General features: G+C 33.7%; 22 protein-coding genes and 1 pseudogene. 16 read left to right on the top strand and 7 right to left on the bottom strand.

Features of this window, described 5'->3' with window-relative positions; translation table 11 throughout:
* Positions 1-89: 89 nt before the first annotated feature.
* The 3 genes from AAGD74_RS01775 to rsmD all read left to right on the top strand — a co-directional run bounded on the left by AAGD74_RS01775 (position 90) and on the right by rsmD (position 5,180).
* Positions 90-3,887 (top strand): type IV secretion system protein, encoded by a 3,798-nt coding sequence (locus AAGD74_RS01775; protein WP_341810702.1) that lies wholly within the window; start codon positions 90-92, stop codon positions 3,885-3,887.
* Positions 3,877-4,509, top strand: coding sequence for a hypothetical protein (locus AAGD74_RS01780; protein WP_010082417.1), 633 nt, complete (start codon positions 3,877-3,879; stop codon positions 4,507-4,509). Before AAGD74_RS01775 ends, AAGD74_RS01780 begins: the two co-directional genes overlap by 11 nt.
* A 122-nt stretch (positions 4,510-4,631) precedes the next feature.
* Complete coding sequence (rsmD, locus tag AAGD74_RS01785) at positions 4,632-5,180, top strand: 16S rRNA (guanine(966)-N(2))-methyltransferase RsmD (protein WP_077188204.1); 549 nt, start codon at positions 4,632-4,634, stop codon at positions 5,178-5,180.
* Here the strand turns inward: rsmD and AAGD74_RS01790 are convergent.
* The 3 genes from AAGD74_RS01790 to AAGD74_RS01800 are packed head-to-tail and all read right to left on the bottom strand — an operon-like array spanning position 5,138 to position 7,625.
* Complete coding sequence (locus tag AAGD74_RS01790) at positions 5,138-5,470, bottom strand: hypothetical protein (RefSeq protein WP_006279274.1); 333 nt, start codon at positions 5,468-5,470, stop codon at positions 5,138-5,140. The genes rsmD and AAGD74_RS01790 overlap by 43 nt on opposite strands.
* 4 nt (positions 5,471-5,474) lie before the next feature.
* On the bottom strand, positions 5,475-6,065 hold the full coding sequence (locus tag AAGD74_RS01795) for a COQ9 family protein (protein ID WP_064125504.1): 591 nt from the start codon (positions 6,063-6,065) through the stop codon (positions 5,475-5,477).
* Positions 6,066-6,071: 6 nt separating this feature from the next.
* Positions 6,072-7,625, bottom strand: a complete 1,554-nt coding sequence (locus tag AAGD74_RS01800; protein WP_077188203.1) for a Mur ligase family protein — start codon at positions 7,623-7,625, stop codon at positions 6,072-6,074.
* A gap of 655 nt (positions 7,626-8,280) precedes the next feature.
* Between AAGD74_RS01800 and AAGD74_RS01805 the strand changes: the two genes are divergently transcribed.
* From AAGD74_RS01805 to AAGD74_RS01825, 5 genes are all read left to right on the top strand, one after another.
* Positions 8,281-8,403, top strand: a complete 123-nt coding sequence (locus tag AAGD74_RS01805) for a hypothetical protein (RefSeq protein ID WP_007549233.1) — start codon at positions 8,281-8,283, stop codon at positions 8,401-8,403.
* A 96-nt stretch (positions 8,404-8,499) separates the two neighbouring features.
* The gene (locus tag AAGD74_RS01810) at positions 8,500-8,862 is read left to right on the top strand and encodes a ferredoxin family 2Fe-2S iron-sulfur cluster binding protein (RefSeq protein ID WP_077188202.1); all 363 of its coding nucleotides are present in this window, start codon (positions 8,500-8,502) and stop codon (positions 8,860-8,862) included.
* Complete coding sequence (locus AAGD74_RS01815) at positions 8,855-9,895, top strand: hypothetical protein (protein WP_077188201.1); 1,041 nt, start codon at positions 8,855-8,857, stop codon at positions 9,893-9,895. The genes AAGD74_RS01810 and AAGD74_RS01815 overlap by 8 nt, the downstream gene beginning before the upstream one ends.
* Positions 9,879-10,265 (top strand): cytochrome c-type biogenesis protein CcmH, encoded by a 387-nt coding sequence (locus tag AAGD74_RS01820; protein WP_015589263.1) that lies wholly within the window; start codon positions 9,879-9,881, stop codon positions 10,263-10,265. The genes AAGD74_RS01815 and AAGD74_RS01820 overlap by 17 nt, the downstream gene beginning before the upstream one ends.
* 87 nt (positions 10,266-10,352) lie before the next feature.
* Positions 10,353-11,185 (top strand): IS5-like element ISWpi1 family transposase gene (locus AAGD74_RS01825; RefSeq protein WP_338482219.1). Its coding sequence is split into 2 segments (ribosomal slippage): positions 10,353-10,722 and positions 10,722-11,185, totalling 834 coding nucleotides; the frame shifts between segments, so codons are not numbered across the junction.
* Between the two features lie 24 nt (positions 11,186-11,209).
* On the opposite strand, the pseudogene AAGD74_RS01830 reads toward AAGD74_RS01825, so the two are convergent.
* Positions 11,210-11,348: pseudogene (locus AAGD74_RS01830) on the bottom strand (IS4 family transposase); the annotation flags it as partial.
* A 296-nt stretch (positions 11,349-11,644) separates the two neighbouring features.
* Positions 11,645-12,037, bottom strand: coding sequence for a TraR/DksA family transcriptional regulator (locus AAGD74_RS01835; RefSeq protein WP_064124828.1), 393 nt, complete (start codon positions 12,035-12,037; stop codon positions 11,645-11,647).
* Positions 12,038-12,143: 106 nt separating this feature from the next.
* On the opposite strand from AAGD74_RS01835, the gene AAGD74_RS01840 reads away from it, so the two are divergent.
* Positions 12,144-12,791 carry a heme exporter protein CcmB gene (locus AAGD74_RS01840; RefSeq protein ID WP_077188200.1) on the top strand — a complete coding sequence of 216 codons (648 nt, stop codon included), beginning with the start codon at positions 12,144-12,146 and terminating at the stop codon, positions 12,789-12,791.
* Between the two features lie 476 nt (positions 12,792-13,267).
* On the opposite strand, the gene trmB is transcribed toward AAGD74_RS01840, so the two are convergent.
* The gene (gene trmB / locus AAGD74_RS01845) at positions 13,268-13,933 is read right to left on the bottom strand and encodes a tRNA (guanosine(46)-N7)-methyltransferase TrmB (protein ID WP_338482416.1); all 666 of its coding nucleotides are present in this window, start codon (positions 13,931-13,933) and stop codon (positions 13,268-13,270) included.
* A 139-nt stretch (positions 13,934-14,072) separates the two neighbouring features.
* On the opposite strand from trmB, the gene AAGD74_RS01850 reads away from it, so the two are divergent.
* From AAGD74_RS01850 to AAGD74_RS01860, 3 genes are all read left to right on the top strand, one after another.
* Positions 14,073-15,725, top strand: a complete 1,653-nt coding sequence (locus AAGD74_RS01850) for a 30S ribosomal protein S1 (protein ID WP_341810703.1) — start codon at positions 14,073-14,075, stop codon at positions 15,723-15,725.
* Positions 15,726-15,754: 29 nt separating this feature from the next.
* Positions 15,755-16,033 carry an HU family DNA-binding protein gene (locus tag AAGD74_RS01855; protein ID WP_010963035.1) on the top strand — a complete coding sequence of 93 codons (279 nt, stop codon included), beginning with the start codon at positions 15,755-15,757 and terminating at the stop codon, positions 16,031-16,033.
* A gap of 72 nt (positions 16,034-16,105) precedes the next feature.
* Positions 16,106-16,432, top strand: a complete 327-nt coding sequence (locus tag AAGD74_RS01860; protein WP_010082086.1) for a cell division protein ZapA — start codon at positions 16,106-16,108, stop codon at positions 16,430-16,432.
* Here the strand turns inward: AAGD74_RS01860 and AAGD74_RS01865 are convergent.
* A complete protein-coding gene (locus AAGD74_RS01865) occupies positions 16,407-16,685 on the bottom strand; it encodes a succinate dehydrogenase assembly factor 2 (RefSeq protein WP_265024198.1) in 279 nt (92 codons plus the stop codon). The genes AAGD74_RS01860 and AAGD74_RS01865 overlap by 26 nt on opposite strands.
* Before the next feature lie 99 nt (positions 16,686-16,784).
* Here AAGD74_RS01865 and rseP point away from each other — a divergent pair, with 99 nt between their 5' ends.
* Genes rseP through fabZ form a run of 4 tightly spaced genes read left to right on the top strand, consistent with a single transcriptional unit; the run spans position 16,785 to position 21,236 of the window.
* On the top strand, positions 16,785-17,903 hold the full coding sequence (rseP, locus tag AAGD74_RS01870; RefSeq protein WP_338482419.1) for an RIP metalloprotease RseP: 1,119 nt from the start codon (positions 16,785-16,787) through the stop codon (positions 17,901-17,903).
* A gap of 8 nt (positions 17,904-17,911) precedes the next feature.
* A complete protein-coding gene (gene bamA / locus AAGD74_RS01875; RefSeq protein ID WP_338482421.1) occupies positions 17,912-20,248 on the top strand; it encodes an outer membrane protein assembly factor BamA in 2,337 nt (778 codons plus the stop codon).
* Positions 20,249-20,800 carry an OmpH family outer membrane protein gene (locus tag AAGD74_RS01880; protein WP_077188197.1) on the top strand — a complete coding sequence of 184 codons (552 nt, stop codon included), beginning with the start codon at positions 20,249-20,251 and terminating at the stop codon, positions 20,798-20,800.
* A gap of 4 nt (positions 20,801-20,804) precedes the next feature.
* Positions 20,805-21,236, top strand: coding sequence for a 3-hydroxyacyl-ACP dehydratase FabZ (fabZ, locus tag AAGD74_RS01885; protein WP_006279640.1), 432 nt, complete (start codon positions 20,805-20,807; stop codon positions 21,234-21,236).
* The last annotated feature ends 45 nt before the right edge of the window (positions 21,237-21,281 follow it).

Consider the following 21,281-nt stretch of genomic DNA (forward strand, 5'->3'; position numbering starts at 1 on the left):
GATATAAATGATATTATGGAGTAACTAATTAAAAAGATATTTTAAGTAAAGTTTTAGAAATTTATTCTGTATTTGGAAAAAGTTTAGATATGCAATCACGTTTAGGCAAATGTTGGTTTAGGGTATTACTTCTTGCAGCTTATGTGCTGATCACAGGTTGTAGTAAAAACGATATACCTTTTCCAAGGTGTATATCTGCTGACTATTTTGGTCCTAAACCTATTGCAGTAAGCGCTCATTTTTCAAGCGACCACGATGCGTTTATTCCAGGAGATGGAGAAGTTATTGATCCTGAAACTGGCGAAATTAATTATGGTTTTCACCATAACCAAGTGGTGAAGTGGGAGGATACCGGACTCGAAACCAATGGAGATAGTTTAAAAGTGCGAGTTAATGGTGCATGGACATCTTGGAGTAATAATAACAAGAAGGAATCTAAAAAAGGCAGTTATACCTTACAAAGCTTGGAGCAGTTAAAATATGCAACTAAATTTGAAGGTAAACAAAGTGATAATAGTTTACCTAATTTTCACTTAGTTTGTAATGATTATAAACCTAGCATACAAAAATTTTCAAGTAAGCCTAATGCAAGTTGCACTGTAAATTGCAAGTGCATTAATGAAGATGATAGTGCAAATACAGTATCACGTGGTGCTCCATGTTGGTTTACCAACGGTCATGGTGCTTATCTTTTGTTTCAAACGGGGAAAGATGATCCTAACGAAAATCTAAAGTTAATGCGCGATCCTCAATATCCTACTGTACATCTAGGTTATAACTCCACAGCAGAGGGCGACAATGGATTTTTTACTTTAGACAGAGATAACACTAAATTAAAGGACAGAAATTGTAATGAGTTGAAGTTAAAAAAGGGATGGAAAATATATGTAAAAATATTAGATAGATATTACTTAGATAATGTAGGTGGCTACTCTTTTGAGTTCTTAAGTGGAGTGCAGCAGCCAAGTAGTTTTGGGTTTTTTGATTATATTTATAACTATCTAAAATGTGTATTATTGATTAACAAAAATTGTGAAGAGCATTTTAACAGTAACGATCCTGCAGCTGCACAAGCTATGTTCGAAAATATAGCTGAAAAAAGTACGAGCTTTCACAATTTTGTTCTTTCCTTGCTTGTTCTATTTGTAATGATTTCATCGCTTCTTTATCTTTTTGGCATGATACAAGAGACTAAGCATGATATGCTCATCAGAATGATGAAAATCACTCTAGTAATAGTGCTTATATCTCCTGGAAGTTTTAGATTTTTCTATGATCATTTTCTTGTTTTATTCGTTAAAGGTCTTGAACAATTGATAAGTATAATTACTAACTTTGCTCCCAACATGAACACCGGAAGTATTGCTCAAGGAGATGAAGCTAAGTTGTTTAGCTTCATGGAGGACATGTTCAATAAGTTTTTTGCTTATTCTGTTTGGAAAAAGTTTGCAGCGTTTTTGCATTACCAAATGTGGGCAAGCCTTCTGATGATACCGGCAATTTTCATAGGGATAGTTTTATATTTCTTGCTGTGCTTATATGCTTACATAATATTCCTCTCTGGTTTTATGGGTATAGCTTTTCTTATAGCTATCATGCCGCTGTTCCTAATCTCTATTTTATTCTCACCACTGAAAAGTCTATTTGAAGGTTGGATAAAATTCTGCATCAGCTTTTGTTTGAAGTCGATTATGATATTTGCTCTCTTGTCATTACTGGCTTCCATTATAATGAATACCTTTTATAGACAACTAGGTTTTACTGTATGCTACAATAAATGGTTCGAGGTAAGGTTATGTGCTCCAAAATGGGTGTTTGGTGGTTTTTGTATCATTGATAAACAGTATTTTGGTTGGACCCCAGGGCAAATTTTTGTACCTTACACTCTTGGAGAAGCTTCTCCACTTAACATAGATAAAAATATAGAAGGTATAGAAAAACTAAGCAGAGAAGGTGGTACAATAAAATTTACTGGCGGCGCTGGATATATCCCTCTTCCACCTGATTACATTGAAAAAGGGTTTCGTTATATAGATTATCCTTTCTTTAACCCAATTCCTGGTACTGAGAAGAATCCAGCAGACCACTATATTGCAGAAAGTGATATGATAGTGAAGAATGACTGTAGAGCAAAAGATCTAGTACGCTTAACAAATAGTTTATCATATGCATCAGAAAAAGCTGATATTCTACTGTTGATCAACAATATAGACAAAAAGATAGGTGGTATGAATAGTAAAATAACAGAGCTTTACTGTCGATCTCAGCAAGATGAAGCAAAGTGTAAAAATTGTAGGAAAATAGTGGATGACTACAGAAAAGGTACCATAAGACCAGATCTCAAAAGAGAGATAAAGTCTTTGGTGCAAAGAGTATTAGAACAACAAGGTTGTGGAAGACTGAAACTTCATGATTTATATAAGGATCCCAACAGTGAATACTGTAAGAAATGTAAAGATTGTGAGGATTGCAAAGATTATCGAGAAAATAGTGATTACCAAAGGGTGCAAGACATACAGAGAGGTTATTTAATCAATGCAGGGGAAATCTTTGTATTATTCTTGCTTTCATTTTTAATGTTCTCCTTACGCACGTTCGTACAACAAATGGGCTCAAGTATCGCTGGTGGTGGATTCAGCGTTTACAATATATCTAGTATGTATTCTAAGCATTCTCCAAGCGCTACTGCACATGGCGACCCAGATGCGTCTTTTGTAAGTCAAATCTTATATTTTGGCAAATCAGCAGTGCAAGATAAAATTGGTGGAGGGTTAGAGTCTTTAGGCAGTTGGGCTACTCATTTACCGGATAGATTAGCTGGAGGTGCAGCTAATCTGCTGGGGAGAGTACCAAGAGTTGGAGGAGTGCTGAAATACGCTATTGATGTGCCACGTAAATTTGTAGGTGCTACTATTGAAGCAACAAAATTTGCAACATCACCTAAAAATGACGTTGATAAACTTGAGGAAAAAATCTACAGGGCATTTGGAGTTGATAAGGAAGATATTACGCATAGAAGGATCGGTAAATATTTAGAATATTACAAAGGATATGTAGGATCACATTTGGGCTATACAATAGAAGATGCTATGAAATTTACTTGGGAGCATGGCCTTGACTCTATAGGAAAGCATGGCTATGATCATAACCTACTCTATAGAGCAAAAGAATATAGGCGAGATTTCTTAGAGAAGCTTCATGATTACACTATCGGCCGTAAGAGAGAACCAGAAAAAGACAATCCTGATCAATCAAATAAGGTAGAACGAGAGTTAGGCACGGAACTAGTAAGAGATAACCATGATCAGCCACTAGAAGAAGGCGACCCTCTTCGACTACGAGGGGGAGGTCAGCCAGATAAGGTAGTACGAGAACTAAGCACAGAACAAGAAGACAAGCCTAATCAACTACAGCATGATCAGCCAACAGAAGAAGATAAGCCTGATCAATCAAATGAAGTGACACGAAATTTAGGCACGGAACCAAAAGGCCCAGATGAAATTGATGATTTTGGATCTGCTTTTGAAGGTATGGAAAAACGTGCTGAAAGAGAAGGCAGAAGAAATCAAGATAAAGTTTACAACCTCTCACCACTTTTTGAAATGAACACTCCAGAAGCTGTAGAAAAACGTGCTGAAAGAGCTAGAAGAAAAGAAGAAAGAGATCGAAAAGACGAAGTTTATAATCTTAAGCCTTTATTTAAAGAACCAAAAAATCCAGAAGAGTACGTTAAGGCACTTTTTGGAATGAATACCCAGGAAGCTATAAAAAAACGTGCTGAAAGAGAGGAAAAAAGAAATCGAGAAGACAGTAAAAGGAAATTACCGGAACCAATGAGGAAACCAGATGCAAAAGGAGATGAGAAGAGGATTGAAGATGAAGACTAATAAAAATTTCAAAGGCCTTGATTATTATAAATTGCAGCAAGACAAAGATGGCAACATAAAGTTAAATGACTACGACGACATTTTAAATGCGCGTAGGGCAAGGGTAGACTTGTTGCGGGATAACACATCACTTGACAAGGATGTCAATTTTGCTAAATTGAATAAAGCTTTGAGTGAGAAATTTGTAGATAATCATAGTTTATTGTCTGAATTTGATAAGGAAGACAAAGAGATTGTACAAGAAAGGATTAAGGTGTTTAGTATTTTAGAAAGTCTTGAAGACCTTAAAAGCGTGAAAAGTGAAGATCTGTTAGAGGTTAGCTTACTGCTGTCAGATCTTAGCTTCATAGAGAGAAATGTTGTACTAAATACCGATCAGAATTCTGATCTAGCAGGATTTAAAAACCTATTTATTGAAAAAAAAGCATCTGGTGAAGAGTATAGTGAAGAAGAATGTAGAGGCTTTCTTGATAATATAGATAAAATCAATACTATAATTAAGTTAGAGTTAGAAAGCAGAATTGAAGGGCTAAATCATGATGAAAAAAATGATCATGATGATTTACAAGATGAGATTGGTCAAGCAATTAATGCAGCAGGCAAATCAGAAAAAGATAACTGATGAGTCTTGTGTTTGTGTTTTTCTTACAAGCGACTCGATAGCTTCTCTCTATTAAACTGCTAAAGCCATATTGACATTAATCATATAGTATAAATAATTAATTATTTTGGAGCTTATTTAATATGCTACGCATCATTGCAGGCAAATATCGCGGAAGAAAAATAACTACAGGTAAGCATTTAGCTGCACGGCCAACTATGAGTATTGTCCGAGAAGCAATATTTAATATGCTTTCCTCAAGAAAACCTATTTATAACTTGAATGTACTTGATTTATTCTGTGGTAGTGGTTCTTTTTCATTTGAAGCGCTTTCTCGCGACGCTAAACATGCATTCATGGTGGATTCAGATTATTACAATTTGCAACTGCCTAAAAAAACAGCAGAAGATTTTGGAATTACGAACAATGTCACGCTAATTTGTTGTAGTGCTAACAAATTGCCACAACCTATTTCAAAGTGCGATGTAGTTTTTATAGACCCACCTTACAATAGCAATCTAGTTGAATCAACGTTGAATGGACTAGCTCACTCAGGCTGGTTAAGTGATGATGCATTGATAATTCTAGAGATTAGGAAAAACGAAGATTTTGAGTGCAATAAAAACTTCAGTATAATCTTGGAACGCACCTACGGTATAGCGAGAATAATTTTTCTTTCTCTATTAACTTGAACTTGCATATACTTTTCATTGATGAGTTCCAGTTCTATTTTCGTCAAGTTTCCGGAGAAATTACTTATTCTGTACTGCCCTAGATCAAAATTTTTATTAAATTCAGAGTCTATTAAATATTCATGTGCTTCTTCAATAAATTTATTTTCTTTTTCTTCGTAACTGGTGTATTTTGTTGTACCATTATTATCCTCACGATAAACTAAATGTTCTTTATGATCAGCATGAATATTTTTATTTTCACAAACCTTTTCAGGATCGTGCTCAAGTACTTTTCTACCAACAATCAATAGCTTATAAGAAATTTCCTATGATTCCTTTTAAGCGAGTTTTGAATTTTTGAAATGTCATGACATTGTTGATACGGTTATCAAGAAACGATAAAGTATCCACAAAATCTTCTGAATAATCATTGATAAAAAAAAGTATCGTACTTAAGTACACTCCAGCTAATATTGCTCTTTTTGTATAGTAGTTAAAATCTGTTGATTGGTCATAAATGCCATACCAAATCGCACTAACAGTTCTGTATAAAAGTTTACTAGAAAAATATGTATTTTTTGGTGATACAGAGAATAATAAAACATTTTTTAAAAGTTCTCTATAATTTGGTAGCTTAGCGTAATTTGAAAGGCGTATTTGAATGGCTAACTTTACTCGCTCTCGCACTTTCATATCTTCTAAATTAGAATTCCTTAGTTCAGCTTCCATTGAGCTATTTAAGTCCTCTGCTATGTGCTCCAAAGCGCTATATATTCCATTCTGAAATTTGCAAAAGCTATTAGCTAGATTAAGGTCAGTGCACACCTTTAATAGGGTTTCATCGCTTATCCCTTCAAATGGAATAACCCTAATTAGCTTATCTATTATTAACTTTTGTTCCACGCAACATCATACTAAACAGCATGTGTGATTGTACCTGAGATTTTCAAACATTCTACAAAATGCTTCACCACGTTCCTCGAAATTTTTCCATTGATCAAAAGAAGCACACGCGGGAGAAAGTAATATTGTTACTTCTTCTGCGCTATTTAAGGCCTCTTCAAAAGCCAATCTGAATGCATCTTCTAGATTGCAACATTTAACATAATCTACTTTATTCTCCATAACATTTGCAAAAGCTTCGGTTGATTCTCCAATAAGAAAAGCTTTTCTAACCCTTGTAAAATGCTTGCTTAATGATTCTATTCCACCTTTTTTGCTTCTTCCACCAGCGATCCAATTTATGTTTTCATAAGATAAGATCGCCTTTTCGCTCGATTTTGCATTAGTTGCTTTGCTATCGTTCACGAAAAACACATTTCTTATTTTGCCAAGCAGTTCATTCCTATGCCTCAGTCCTGAAAAGGACTTGATTCCATTGATAATAGTGTTGCTATCTACTCCAAGTACCTTACATACGGCATATGTGGCTGCTATGTTTTCTGCGTTGGATATTAGGTTTATTTTCACGTCGCTTACTGATAAGCTATGATTCTCTAGTTTTAACGAGATCTTCTGGATCCCAGTGCCCCTTTTGTCATCCAAGTAGCTGACACTGGGATCCAGATAATTTCGATCTATACCAGTAATCTGTTCACTATAATCAAGCAAATTGTTACCTGCCAATGATATTAGATCTCTTGCACCACCCTCTGTCATCTGAGTAGTTGGCAATGGTTTTTCTTTTCTGGATTCCAGCGTCACGCGCTGGAATGACATCGGGGAATATGTTACTGAGATTGGAATTTTGTCTCCAGTGAATTTGTTGAATATATCAGCAGTAATCTCATTGTCACATCCTATTACGGCAACCTCACTACCGTTTATCAGTTTTAATTTAGTTGCTATGTAGTTCTCCATACTTCCATGCCTATCTATGTGATCTGGTGTAATATTGAGCAGTGCTGAAATGTCCACGTTAATTTCATTCATCAACTCCAATTGAAAAGAGGAGAGTTCGATTACATAAATTTCTGCATCTCTTTCTAGATCCAAAACAGGAACGCCTAAATTTCCACCAATAGCTACTTTTTTCCCTGCAGATTTTAATATGTGCCCTATTAGTGATGTAGTGGTTGATTTACCATTTGTTCCTGTGACGCCTATTACCTTCTGGTTCGTAGTTTTAGCTTCAAGAAATAGCTCAATGTCTGATTTTATTTTGCAATCAAATCTCCTTGCAAGTTTTACTATCCAATGTGGCTCTGTTGGCACTCCAGGGCTTAAAACCAATGCACTGATCTCATGCCAATTGTATTCCTTGGGATGAATAAAATTACATTTTTTATTCATCATTTTTGCATTTGCTATTTGCTCTTCATGATCATCCCATGCATATATTCTTGCACCACTCTTTGTTAGAGCGTTAATGGCGGATAAACCAGTTTTACCAAGACCAAAAACCGCGACGTTTTGATTTTTGTATTTGTTTAGTTGCACTGCTAGATAACTTATGCGAACCATTTTATAAAGATATCGTACAAATTACAACAGACTTCTTTCGTAGGTTACAACTGTCATTCAATAGAAACAAAAAACTTCCTTGACAAACTCCGCCAGCCCCCTTATCATGAAACTGAAGCTATTTATTTATCTTCTCTGTACAGATTAAATGACAGAAAAACTCACGTATCTGGCATCTCATGTTTAATTTTTTGCACTATGTGCACCTTATGTCTTTATCAAATTTCTAGGTTTTTACCTACACAAGCTGAGATACGCTTATAAAGCATTTAAAACATTAAAAAACGCCAACTTAAAAAATGGATAGTGAATAATTAGCTACCCTAGGGTTTCTTTTGCCTTTTTTTCTGTTTAGTAAATTTCTTAATGTTTATAATTTAGATTAGTTGCGGCTTAAAAGCAACTGAATCGCGGTTATTAAACGTTTAGAATAAAAAAACGCCATACTTGAAAGTATAATGTAAGTAATTAGCCAACCACGGGGCTTCTTTTGCCTTTTTTTCATTTGGTAAATTTCTTAATATTTATGGCTGAACGACAATCGTCATCCCGCTGCTTGTTAGCGGGATCTAGAGATACCGCGGCGGTATGACGGTTAAGTGGGGTGTCATCCCAGTGTCAGCTACTCGGATGACAGGAGAAGGAGGCTACTTGCATGACACCATTCTTTTTTCTGGATCCAAGTAATCAGGGCACTGGGATGACAAGAAGAGGGCACTGCCGTCATAAAGGAACCAGTGTCAGCTACTCGGATGACAACAAAGAGCTACTTGGATAACAAGAAATATAGGTACTGGAATTGTAAAGAGTTTGCAAATATTAGTTATTACCTGTAGGATATAGAGAAATTAGTAAGGATTTTAATAGGAATAATATGCCATCTGTTACTTTTATTTTACCTGATGGGAGTAAGAAAAGCTATGAAGCTGCAGAGGGAGAAACTCTGCTCAATTTAGCCCACAGAAGTGATCCAGATCTGCTTGAAGGTGCATGTGAAGGTTCTCTTGCTTGCTCTACATGCCATGTAATTGTTGATCCAAAGTTTTATAATGCTGTAGAAATACATAACCCTATATCTGATGAGGAAAATGATATGTTAGACCTAGCTTTCGGCTTAACAGAGACGTCGAGGCTTGGATGCCAAATAAAAATCACAAAAGATATCGACGGCTTGTGTGTAACCATACCAAGGGGTACAAGAAACATATCATTAGATAAACAGGGGAATCATGCGTAAGATTTTTATCTATATTATCATCTCTTTACTTTTGTTTATTCCTGTAGCGTATAGTGGTTTTTGGTATTTTTCTGCATGTAAGGTAAAAAATCTTTTAGCTGAAACAATACTATACATTAACGACGAAAAATTTGATATTTCACATGATTTTAGTGGATTTCCTACTAACCTAATTTTCCGTGTGACAAACCCAAAATTTTCCAATGAGCAATTAACCATCTCATCTGATGCTTTATTGATAAAAAATAGATTGTTTGATAAATCAGTATATATCTACATACCAAGCAATGAAGTCAACATTGCTGTTCATGATGATGAGAAAAAGAATATAAAATGCCACACAAACGATAGCAGCCACTTTGTTGTTAGACTAAACGATTTACCATCTTCATTGCGATTCAACAGAAATAGTACCGTGATAGACTATATAGGTACACTTCGTTACGAAGATTATGGATTAAAATGTGATGTTTCAGAAAATCAGCAAAGTGTTATAACTGAAGTGAATGATAAAAGTAATTACATTCAATTTTACCTCGATAAAGAACTGAGTGGAAATGCTAAGCTAGGATTTGATTTGTATACTTATCGGTATAAAAATACTGCAAGTCCTGAAAGTTACCTTAGTATCGATACTAAATTTGATTATGAATTTGTAAACGACATCTCGGCTTCCAGAATTAATTTCAATATAGAGAAATTTTTGATTCAAAGTAATAATTTTTCTTTTGCTGCAGATGGTGGGGTAAACAATTACAACTTAGTTACTTATTCATTTAAAGACAAAATCAACGTGGCTATATCAAATTATAAAGAATTAATCTCGTTTATGATTGGTGACTCAAAAACTTCAGATGCGTTTGAAAAATTAATGTCTTCCTTATCAGAAAAAACAACTGATGATGGCATTCAATTTTCAATAAAGTACGATGATGATGTAGGGTCAAGTTTTATTGGAAAGTTATCCACCACTGATTTTATGAACCAGCTCAGTAAAATAACCCAATTAACCAAGGATGAGAGCAGTAGTTAGTTTACTTTTCATATTGATATTCCACTCAGGCGTAAACGCTTTTACTCTGGATAATAAACTCAGAGATAAAAGCATGGAAAAACGAGCAACAAGTTTATTTGAAATAATAAGGTGTCCAATATGTTCTGGCGAATCATTGTCTGAATCTGGATCTCAGATCGCGTATGATATGCGAGAAGCAATTCGTAAAAAAATCAATGATGGATACACAGATGAAGAGATAATCTCAGAGTTAAAAAATTCTTACGGCAATTCAATTATAATCGTACCGCCTATAAAATCTAGCACTTACATTTTGTGGTTTATTCCACTTACAACTCTGCTTATTGGGTGTTTTTTAATACAAAGATACATCAATACAACCACTTAAACCTTTTATATATAGCTAAAGTGACTTAGAGGTTGTCCGGAAACAAGTAAAAGGCTATAATATCTGAAATTTTAGTACGGGGTAAAGATGAGAAAAAAGTATCCAACAGATCTAAGCGAAAGGGAATGGGCAAGAATAGAAAAACACTTCAGAGTATCATACAAGAAAGGAGGAAGGCCGCCAAAGTATAGCAAAAGAGAAATATTAGAAGCAATTTTCTATGTATTGCGTACAGGGTGTCAATGGCGGTATTTACCAAATGATTTTCCGCTATGGAAGACTGTGTATGAGCAGTTCAGGCAATGGAAGAAGCAGGGAATTTTTGAGAAAATGAATTATGAAATTACAAAATATAGTAGAAGAAAAATAGGAAGGAATGAGCAGCCGAGTGCCTGTATAGTAGATAGTCAATCTGTAAAGACTACAGAAAAGGGGGGATCAAAGGCTATGATGGAAGTAAAAAAGTAAAGGGTAGAAAAAGGCATATAATTACAGACACTCAGGGTTTTATACTAGGTTGTTACGTAGGCGCTGCTAACGAAAATGATAGAGATGGTATTAAAATAGCATTAAACAATATGAGAACAAAATATACTAAAGTTAAAAAAATGTGGGCTGACATGGGATACCAAGGAAGAAATTTAAAGAATCACACAAAGGAAGAATATGACATAGATATTGAAATTGTTACAAGGCCTCCATGTAGATTTTGGGTGCACAAAGATACGCCACCTGAGCTACTACCAACAAGAGAACAAGGGTTTAAAGTACAGCCAAGAAGATGGGTTGTAGAAAGGACTTTTGCTTGGGTTAATAGGAATAGAAGGCTATCGAAGGAGTATGATTTACTCACAACATCCACTGAGAATTTCATATACCTAGCTATGAGTAGGGTTATGTTAAAGAGGGAATATGCTTGAATTTACTTGTTTCCGGACAACCTCTAACTTTAAAATCATAGAAAATACTGTCGAAAAAGGAAGTTTTCTTGTTCGTGTAAAACTCAACACAATGGATTTTCTGAAAAGTTTTCGAGTATATTATATTTTTAATTTGTAGAATAAGGTTTTTTCCTTTTTGCATATTTCACCTAAAAAGGACACATTTTAGACTTCTTTGTTGAAATAAAACAGAAACAAAAGTGCTGTCCCTTGCACTCTTTGGATAATTTAATGATAAAAAATTTGGAGAGAAATTTTATACACAATCTCTGACATTTTTCCTTAAGTTGACGCCATTGCCTGAACGGATACAACTTAATTTTTAATCTGCAGGAGTCAAGTTGAGAATGTCCAATTTTCCACTTTCTTTATAGCATAACATACTTCAGCGCCTCTTGCTCCTCTTGAAGTCCAATGGGCTCACCACTTATGTGTAAATTAATCGTTAATGTTGTACACGTTCTTTTCTTTTTCTACTCTCTCTTGCTCTTCAATACAATATATAGCAAGCGGATTAGCTTTAAGTCTTTCGACTCCTATTTCTTCTCCTGTTCCATCGCAGTAACCATAAGTGCCTAATTTTATTTTTTCTAACGCCTCCTTAATTTTTTCTTTTCTATCTTTTCGACGCTTGATTAATTCCTCGTTTCCACTATCTCCATCAGAATAGTATGTATCAATACTATTCTCTTCTAGTTCTTGTTTCTCCAGCTCAGCGAGTATTGACTGTAACTTTAAGCTGAAGTATTCCAGTTGTTTTACGCTCATATATTCTTCATCTTCTGAAGGAGTGTAATCTTCTGGTGACTTTATTTTTGGTAACTTTTCCATAATTGCATTATCAAAAAAATAATAAAACCTATATAATTTATGAACAAAAAATTATACTACCTCAAAGTAAACACTATAATTTATAATAAACATTTAAAAGCCTAGTATGATCGACTCAGTAAAAAAATTAGTAATAGATGATAAGAACTTTACCTATATAGTATGTATTTTTATCATAATGTTAAGTTTATCTTCATTTACACTTAAAAACAACAATAAACAAGAAGTTATGTTAACATTAACATGGATATGTGCTACATTTGTTTTGCAGATTTCTACAAATAATTTGTTTACATCTGATTATCATGATGGAATATTAGAGCAAATCTTTGTACAGCCACTCTCTTCTAGGCTTATAGTTGCTTATAAAATTTTCGCTCACTGGCTATTATTTGGATTACCAATTTCAGTGATTTCTTCCATATTCAGCTTTGCAGTTCTATGCAATAGTATTGAACACTCAATAGCAGTTGGAGTGTCTTTATTATTTAATACGCTGATAATCATTAATATTTCAGCTACTGGAAATGCATTGATGATTGGTCGAAACAACTTAGCATCAGGAGTATCGCAAATTCTTGTTTTGCCAATGATAATGCCAACCTTTGTGTATTTTAAAATGCTAACTCAATTTGAAAATTTGTCCTTGAATATTTATACACTACTAATCACCATCTTAATTTTTGTTATTTTGATTGTTAACAGCACCATAACTACTCACATGGCACTAAAATTTGCTGTGGAACAGGATTGAAAAATCTTACTGTTATTCAGTAGACTTCTTGCATAACCTAGAAAAAAGGCAAATAGTTATTATAGATTTAGGTTTATCGACAATTTGAAAAACCTTCATTCCAGCATCCTTCCCTGTCATCCAAGTAGCCCTTCGTTGTCATCCCAGTGTCAAAAACTGGGATAACAGCTAACCTGACAACCGTCATCCCGCTACTTGTTAGCGGCTAAGAGATACCGTGACGGTATGACGGTTCGCGGTGGCATGACGATAAGCCTCATCATCCCGCTACGTGTTAGCGCCGCGGCGCTATGACGATTCGCAGCGGCATGACGAGAAAGGGGCTACTTGGATGATACCTTTTTTCTACTTAGTTTGGGTTATGCAAGAAGTCTATTCCTTCATAAGGAGAAGTAGTTAAAGGAATTTACTCTATTTCTCCCTCTTTTTTTATTATTTTTAATCTATAGTTAACGTAAAAGAGATATGCAAAAACTCTATTGATCCATAGTCTGCAAATTATTAATAACACTTACTTTAAAGAACCTCACTTTACGCTGATCTTTGAGCGCTCTTCTGTGGTATTTTGTAAGAGTATAACTTGTGAAATCGTCTTCCCTATAGATTAAAGAGTTACACTGCTTTATATGTGATGCTATCCACTCTGCATAGTCCTGATGATCGGTTGCAATGAATATTTCCCCTGTTATAAGTATTTTTTTTGCTAATAAATTTAAAAATTCCGTATTAATTAATCGTCTTTTATTGTGACTTCTTTTTGGCCATGGATCTGGAAAGAGAATAAAGAATCTTTCAACACTGTTATCAGGAAAATTTGCAATCAATTCTCTTGCATCTTCTGTCCACATTAAAATATTTTTTATGTTCTGTATTTCTATGTTTGTCAGCAAGCGAAAAACCCCCTTTAAGTAGGGCTCACATCCTATAAATAATAGATCAGGTTCATTGAGCACCTGGTAAAGCATATTTTCACCGTTGCCAAAGCCTATTTCTACCCATATTCTTTTTTGTGAATTTACAATTTTCTCTATAGATTCCTTGCTGTTTTGAATAGAATATTTTTCCAATATTTCATCAACATCAGGTTTTAGCCTGGACCTTCTGGAGAACGATCTAATCCACTTGCTATTCTTAAATAGCATATTCTTGATACATATATAATTTTCTCACTATATTTTATATAGCTTAAACAATTCTCGAAATGAGTTAATGAAAAATTACTTGTCAATAATTGTTAATATTATATAATATATGAGTTCTAATAAAGTTTAAGTTAAAGGTATGAATAATAATAATCCAGTCGTAAATCTACCGGTTACTATCAGAAAGCTATCATCAAACAAATTTATAGAAGAGATATGTCAAGGCCAATTTGAGGATCAAGATAATACCTTGTTTGAAGATTCTTTTGTTAACAAAATTAAAGAAGGAGATGTGGTAGAAGGTGTAATTACAAGAATAAACCCTAACGACGTTGTGGTTGATATTGGTTTAAAATCTGACGGGAGAATTCTGATCAAGGAACTCGGTTGTAATGATGAGGTCATTATTGGCTCGAAAATCAGAGTTTATGTGGAAAGAATTGAAGATTATCATGGTAATGTTGTTCTTAGTCGTGAAAAAGCAATTAGGGACGAAAAATGGAATAAGTTGGAAGAAGATACAGTTACAAGGGCTGAAGTAAGCGGAGTTATTAAACGCTCAATTAAATGTGGCTTTATTGTTGATCTTGGTGACGGAATAAGCGCTTTTTTACCGCTGAGTCATGTGGATTTGAAGCAAGTAAAAGATGCGAAGCACCTTATTGAAACTGAACAAAAGTTCATCGTGCTTAAAATGGATAAGAAGCAGGGCAATATTGTAGTATCAAGAAAGCTGGTGTTAGAAAAATTGCACGCTGGTGAAAAAATTAAATTTTTAGAATCTTTAAATGAAGGTGATATAATAGAAGGGAAAATAAAAAGTATCACTCATTACGGTGTATTTGTCGGTATTCATGAATCAGATGTAGTGGGAGTTATAGATGGATTGTTACATATTACAGATATCTCTTGGAGTAGGGTAAGTCATCCGTCTGCAGTTTTTACTTGTGGTCAGACTATAAAAGTTAAAATTATAAAAATAGACAAGGAAAATGCTAAAATTTCCTTGGGTGTGAAGCAGCTAGAAGATAGCCCTTGGCAAGATGCAGAGTCAAAATATCCAGTTGATAGTGTGCATAAGGGTTATGTAACAAGCATAGAAGATTATGGATTATTTGTTGAGCTTAGACCTGGAATTGAAGGTTTAGTGCACTCGTCAGAAATAACTTGGGTTAAGAGTAATTTACCAGTTAGTAGTCTCGTAACAAGGGGACAAGAAGTATATGTAAAAATTCTCAGTATTGAAATTGCTAAGAGTAGGATGAGTTTAAGCATGAAAAGGTGTGTAGACAACCCTTGGCAAGTATTTATCAATAAATATCCTCCTGGTTCTATTGTTTCTGGTGAAGTGAAGAATAATACCGGCTCATATGTATCTGTTGCTTTCGGTGATTCTGAAATAGATGAGAACGTAGAAGGGACAATATATGTGAAAGATTTTAGTTGGTCTAAAAATGGTTCAGATGAGATAAAGAAGTATAATGTAGGTGATAAAATAGAAGCAAAAGTAATAAGGGCTAACGTGAATCGGGCAAGAATTTATCTTGGAATAAAACAAATAGAGTATGATCCTCTTGAAGAACTGATAAAGAAAGTTAAGGTAGGTGATAAAATACAGGTTATTGTAGGTAAGAGAGAAGATAATGGACTAGTCGTTGAAGTTGAGAACGATGTAACCCTTCTAATAGATCAAGAGCATTTACCAGAGAATAAAAAATTCTCTATATCAGAAAAAATAGAAGTTGAAGTATTGGGTGTTGAAGAATATAACATAGCATTATCTGCTAAGTGATAAGGTTTACTTATTTTGGCTTCATATAAATGGCAACAAAGTCTGATATAATAGCGAGGGTAGCAAAAAGACATCCTTTTTTAGATAAGATTGTTATAGCAGCTATAGTTGATAGATTTTTTGGGATACTTTCAAGCACATTGAAACATCATAATAGAGTTGAAATTAGGGGGTTTGGTTCTTTTTCAGTTAGAAGTTATAACTTGAAAGAAACAAGCCATTTAATGTTACAGAAGTTTACAAAGAATCAATACTTTAAAACATATTTTCGTAGCAGTAAAAAATTATCTGATTTGATAAATGAATAAAAATTTATACCATAAATAAGATGAAAGTAGGGGTTTGAGTTTATACTGTACGATAGAAATTTTTAGCACCATATGCAAGTAGTAGAAATAGTTATACGCAATAACACATATAAAATATCTTGCGAAAGTGGGAAGGGGAATCATTTATTACGCCTTGCTAATAGTTTTGACAAGTTAGTTAGTTCTGTATCTCAAAAAACTGGAGGTAAGGGTTCGGATGCATTAAATTTCTTACTTGCAGCACTAATTCTTGAGGATAAAATTTTAGAATTAACAAAGCGATTAGATGAAGTAAATCAAGAGCGCGAAAAGTATAGAAACGAGAAAAGAATAGAATATACTGAGGTACTAGATAAGGTAAATAAGATTATCACTAATCTTGAGTGCATAAAGGATTAGCTTCAATAAAGCAAGCAATTAAATTGACTATCTGACTATTCAAGCCAGGAGGGAGGTTTGTCTTACGAGTTATGTAACAATATAATTCGTAATCATCAAGATCAACTATTTTTTCGTATTCGATTAGTTCGCTTAAGGAAAATTTATCAAGATATTTCAATGCGAAATGCCCTAAAAGTATATCGGTTTCTTTGCAACCCCTATGCCAGCTTCTATATATTAATTTTCTTCTGAATAGTGAGGTATCTGTCATTACAATTAAACTTTTTTTAATTTAAAAGTTAAACTAAATACTTGTCAAGCGAGGCGCATTTTAATATACTTAACATTTTGTTAAGATCTAAATATACAGGTGGAATTAATTTCTAATCTTATCCATCAATTTAGCGATGGAATATATTATTTTTTATCATTTTCTTTAATAATTTCTGTCATAGTATTCGTGCATGAATATGGGCATTATGTTGTTGCCAAAGCATGCAAAGTTAAAGTTGAATCTTTTTCCATAGGTTTTGGTCCTGAAATTTTTGGTTTTAACGATAAGTCTGGAACTAGATGGAAATTAAGCGCTGTTCCATTGGGTGGTTATGTTAAAATGCTAGGAGATACTAATGCAGCGAGTGTCCCAGCTGATCAACAAGAATTAACGGAAGAAGAAAAATTGTATTCATTTCATACAAAAACGCGTCATAAAAAAGCAGCAGTAGTTTTTGCAGGGCCTTTTGCAAACATGGTATTTGCTGTTATAGCTTTTACAATATTTTTTAGCATAGCAGGTTATTATCGCACTCCACCGGTGATTGAAAATGTAATCGAAGGTAGTGCAGCTAAGCAAGCTGGTTTGTTGCCAGGTGACACTATTACACAAATCAATGAGCATAAAATAAAATACTTTGAAGATATTTCACGTGTGATAATGTCGAATCCTAAAACAAGAATGGAGATTGAGTATAGCAGAAATAATGAGAAGCACAGGACCAGTTTAACTCCATTAATAATCAAGGACAAAGACGTTTTTGGCAACACAATAGAAAGAGAAACTATAGGGATTATTTCAGTCAATACATTAAAGCAGTCGTCTTTTCTTGGGGCTGTGAGCTTATCAGTAAGTGAAACTTACCACACTATGTGCTTAACGATCAAAGCTCTCTTTCACATTATTGTTGGTAAAAGGAGTATCAATGAAATAGGTGGACCAATAAAAATCGCAAAATATTCAGGACAATCAGCTAAAAAGGGATTTATTATGGTTCTATATTTTATGGCAATCATTTCAGCTAATTTAGCTGCAATTAACTTGCTGCCAATACCACTGCTAGATGGTGGGCATTTATTTCATTATATCATAGAAGCGGTTATACGTAGGGATTTAAGCTTGAAATGTCAAAAATATGCAGCTATTTTTGGTGCTTTAGTGTTGTTTTTGCTTATGGCAACTGGAATGTCAAATGATATTAGGGATCTTTTTTGAAATAAAATATGAAAAAGCTATTTTATATACTGGTAGTGGTTTTTATTTCTTTTCCTGCCCTGCTTGTTGCTTTAGGAACTGCGGAAAAAGTGCAGGTGAAAGATGTCAAATGTATTGGTAATGAGAGGGTAAGCAACCAGACAATAGGGTTCTATATAAAACTAAAATCTGGTGATTATATAAACGACGATGATATAGACTCAATTATAAAAGATCTATATAAAACAAAGTTATTTGCTAGTGTTAATGCTTACATAGATGATAAAAAAAATTTAGTAATAAAAATTCAAGAAAATCCACTAATTAACAAGATAATATTAAAGGGTAATAAGTTATTTAATAGCAAAGAGTTACTAAATAATGTGATTCAGTCAAAATCGCTAACTATTTTCACTGAAACAAAATTGCAAAACGATTTAATGAATTTAATCACTACTTATAGAAATAACGGTAAGGTTGGCGTTAAAATTGAATATGAGTTGGAGAAGCTCGATAGTAATAGGGTCAATCTAATTTTCAAAATAAAAGAAGGCAAAACCTCTAAAATTAAGGATATAAGATTTATAGGCAATAAAAACTTTTCTGAAAATGAGCTAGAGCAAGTTATTAAAAGACATAGTAATGACATATTTAGTAAGTTATTTAGAGCCATTTTTAAAGGCGAAAATCATTATTCACCGCAATATCTATTGATTAACACAGAATTGCTCGATCGTTTTTATTCGTCTAAGGGATATATTCAAAATAATATTCAACCAATTGTTGAGGTTGATAATAACAATCAAACAGAGTTAACTTTTTTGATTGACGAAGGACAGCAGTATTTGTTTGGAAATAATGAGGTTAATATTGAAACTGAAATTCAGGATTTGAGCCTAAAAGAAGAAATATTGGATTTTATAACAGAGGAAAACGATAAGATATTTAATAGAGTTAAAATTAATAATACAGTAGAAAAAATAAACAAATATTTAAATGAAAAAGGATACATATTTGCAAAAGTTAATCCAGAGTATGCACAACGTGACAACGTTGTAGATGTAACCTACAGAGTGCTGCCGGGTAAAAAGATTTATATAAATCAAATTACAATTGATGGTAACGATCGCACTTTAGATAAAGTGATCAGAAGTAAGCTAAGTGTAGCAGAAGGTGATGCATACAATATATCTGAGATTCAAAAGTCACGTAAAAAACTAATGAGTAGTGATTTTTTTGAAACAGTGAAAGTAAATAGTTACGCAGTTAATGACAATACAGTAAATCTTGACTTAAATGTTAAAGAAAAAAACACTACTTCGTTGTATTTGGGAGGCGGTGTGTCTCTTCCTGGTGGAGCATTGATTAAAATTGACCTCAAAGACCGTAATTTATTTGGTACTGGAAAAGAGCTCTCTTTTGCTCTTGAAAAAAGTCAATACGTATTTTCTACTGATTTAGAGTTTGTTGAAAATAATTTTAACGATTCTGATACGTCACTAGGCATGGGTGTATTTTATGAAAAACAAGATAAACCAAACACTACTTTTGATAGTTGCGATATGGGATTTTTTACAAAGTTATCATATAAAGTCACAGAGAACTTAACTAATTCCCTTCGCTATTCTTATAAGTATAATCATATACACATGGATAATAAGGGTGGACAAGACACCGATATCTCTGAAATAATACTGGACCGAAAAGGTAAACATCAGATTTCATCAGTGGGATACACGTTGGCATATAATAAACTGGATAATCTATATGCTCCAAAAGAAGGGTATTTACTGCGCTTAAGTCAGGATATTTCAGGATTGGGAGGAAACGTGAATTTCCTAAAATCTGAATTCTTATCTTTTTATACGCACCCTATATTAAGCAAAATTGACGATGATATAACGCTACGCTTTAAGATGGCGGCAGGTCATATTTTTTCTTATACTGATGAAAATCTAAACATTGGCCAGCACTTTTTTAAAGGGGGTAATGAGATTAGAGGGTTTGACCTTTCCGGTATTGGACCAAGAGCAGAAGACAAAAATAAAAGCTCATTAGGAGGCAAAACTTATTTTAATCTAACACAGCAAGTGGATTTTCCTCTACCAAAACTATATGACTATGCTGGTATCAAAGGCTCACTATTTGTTGACTATGCGACACTTTTTGGCTTAGATGATAAAAATAAGAAGTATGAAGGGAAATACTATGATAGCAAGCTTGTGAGAGTGTCACCAGGTTTTGGCTTTTCAATGCTTTCTCCTTTTGGTAGACTTAGATTGGATTTCGGGTTTCCTTTAGTAAAGGAATCTTATGATGTAATACCATCACCAAATGTTAAATTTTCTATTGAAGCGGGGATTTGAATGAAATATATACAGTTATTTATATCAGTTATTGCCTTAATTATTTCCTTATTTGTGGGGTATAAGTTTGTAGGATATCAACCTCAGAACACAAAAGCTGCAATTATCGATAGTGACAAAGTCATCAATGAATCTCTTGCTCTGCAAAATATACAACAACAAATAAAGGAGCAGAATTCTAGATTACAACAAGAATTTGAAAGTGAGTTAGAAAAACTTAAGCCATCAAAAGAAGAATTTGAACTTTTGTCAGAAGAAGCAAAAAAAGAAAAGACAGAACAGTTTAATAAGCACACTGTAAATACTAGAGATAATTACGCTAAAAAAATGTTACATTTAGAAGAAAGCTATAGAGACGCAGTAGAGAGTGTTTTTAACAAGATAAAAGAAGTCGCTAAAAAAACGGCAGAAAAAAACAACATAGATTTGGTACTATTTATTTCAAAAAAGAACCAAGTTTTATACTCCATGGATGAAGTTGATTTATCAGATGTGGTATTAAACAATATAAACAAGAAAATACCTGAATTTGCTTTGAAAGGCATTGAGTAGGCTTATGCAATTTAATATCAGTGATATTATAAAAATATTACCACATTCTTATCCGTTTCTCTTAGTAGATAGAGTTATAGAGTGTGATCCTGGTAAAAGTATAAAAGCAATCAAAAATGTGACTTTCAATGAGCCATTTTTTATTGGCCACTTCCCTGGTCATCCAATAATGCCAGGAGTCTTGATAATTGAATCTCTAGCTCAGGCATCTGCTATATGTGTTCTAGGTAAAGAAACAATAGAAAATAAAGTTGTTTACTTGAGATCCATTGAAAATGCAAAATTCAGAAAGCCAGTTACTCCAGGGGACACATTGATTCTTCAAGCTAACATTCAAAGTGTGTGTTTAGGTGTACACAAATTTAGGTGTATTGCATCTGTTAGCGAAGAAAAAGTTGCAGAAGCAACAATCTCAGCAGTACTGCAAAATAAATAAAATCTTCATCTGTAAGAAACAGCATGTACACTTTATAGTATAGCA

This window comes from Wolbachia endosymbiont (group A) of Campoletis raptor (assembly GCF_964026755.1).
Lineage (GTDB): Bacteria > Pseudomonadota > Alphaproteobacteria > Rickettsiales > Anaplasmataceae > Wolbachia > Wolbachia pipientis.

What these genes read in the sequence shown, in the direction of transcription:
- AAGD74_RS01775 (WP_341810702.1), top strand. Translation starts at nt 90, where the DNA reads ATGCAATCACGTTTAGGCAAATGTTGGTTTAGGGTATTACTTCTTGCA.
- AAGD74_RS01780 (WP_010082417.1), top strand. Translation starts at nt 3,877, where the DNA reads ATGAAGACTAATAAAAATTTCAAAGGCCTTGATTATTATAAATTGCAG.
- rsmD (WP_077188204.1), top strand. Translation starts at nt 4,632, where the DNA reads ATGCTACGCATCATTGCAGGCAAATATCGCGGAAGAAAAATAACTACA.
- AAGD74_RS01800 (WP_077188203.1), bottom strand. Translation starts at nt 7,625, where the DNA reads ATGGTTCGCATAAGTTATCTAGCAGTGCAACTAAACAAATACAAAAAT.
- AAGD74_RS01805 (WP_007549233.1), top strand. Translation starts at nt 8,281, where the DNA reads ATGACACCATTCTTTTTTCTGGATCCAAGTAATCAGGGCACTGGGATG.
- AAGD74_RS01810 (WP_077188202.1), top strand. Translation starts at nt 8,500, where the DNA reads ATGCCATCTGTTACTTTTATTTTACCTGATGGGAGTAAGAAAAGCTAT.
- AAGD74_RS01815 (WP_077188201.1), top strand. Translation starts at nt 8,855, where the DNA reads ATGCGTAAGATTTTTATCTATATTATCATCTCTTTACTTTTGTTTATT.
- AAGD74_RS01820 (WP_015589263.1), top strand. Translation starts at nt 9,879, where the DNA reads ATGAGAGCAGTAGTTAGTTTACTTTTCATATTGATATTCCACTCAGGC.
- AAGD74_RS01835 (WP_064124828.1), bottom strand. Translation starts at nt 12,037, where the DNA reads ATGGAAAAGTTACCAAAAATAAAGTCACCAGAAGATTACACTCCTTCA.
- AAGD74_RS01840 (WP_077188200.1), top strand. Translation starts at nt 12,144, where the DNA reads ATGATCGACTCAGTAAAAAAATTAGTAATAGATGATAAGAACTTTACC.
- trmB (WP_338482416.1), bottom strand. Translation starts at nt 13,933, where the DNA reads ATGCTATTTAAGAATAGCAAGTGGATTAGATCGTTCTCCAGAAGGTCC.
- AAGD74_RS01850 (WP_341810703.1), top strand. Translation starts at nt 14,073, where the DNA reads ATGAATAATAATAATCCAGTCGTAAATCTACCGGTTACTATCAGAAAG.
- AAGD74_RS01855 (WP_010963035.1), top strand. Translation starts at nt 15,755, where the DNA reads ATGGCAACAAAGTCTGATATAATAGCGAGGGTAGCAAAAAGACATCCT.
- AAGD74_RS01860 (WP_010082086.1), top strand. Translation starts at nt 16,106, where the DNA reads ATGCAAGTAGTAGAAATAGTTATACGCAATAACACATATAAAATATCT.
- AAGD74_RS01865 (WP_265024198.1), bottom strand. Translation starts at nt 16,685, where the DNA reads ATGACAGATACCTCACTATTCAGAAGAAAATTAATATATAGAAGCTGG.
- bamA (WP_338482421.1), top strand. Translation starts at nt 17,912, where the DNA reads ATGAAAAAGCTATTTTATATACTGGTAGTGGTTTTTATTTCTTTTCCT.
- AAGD74_RS01880 (WP_077188197.1), top strand. Translation starts at nt 20,249, where the DNA reads ATGAAATATATACAGTTATTTATATCAGTTATTGCCTTAATTATTTCC.
- fabZ (WP_006279640.1), top strand. Translation starts at nt 20,805, where the DNA reads ATGCAATTTAATATCAGTGATATTATAAAAATATTACCACATTCTTAT.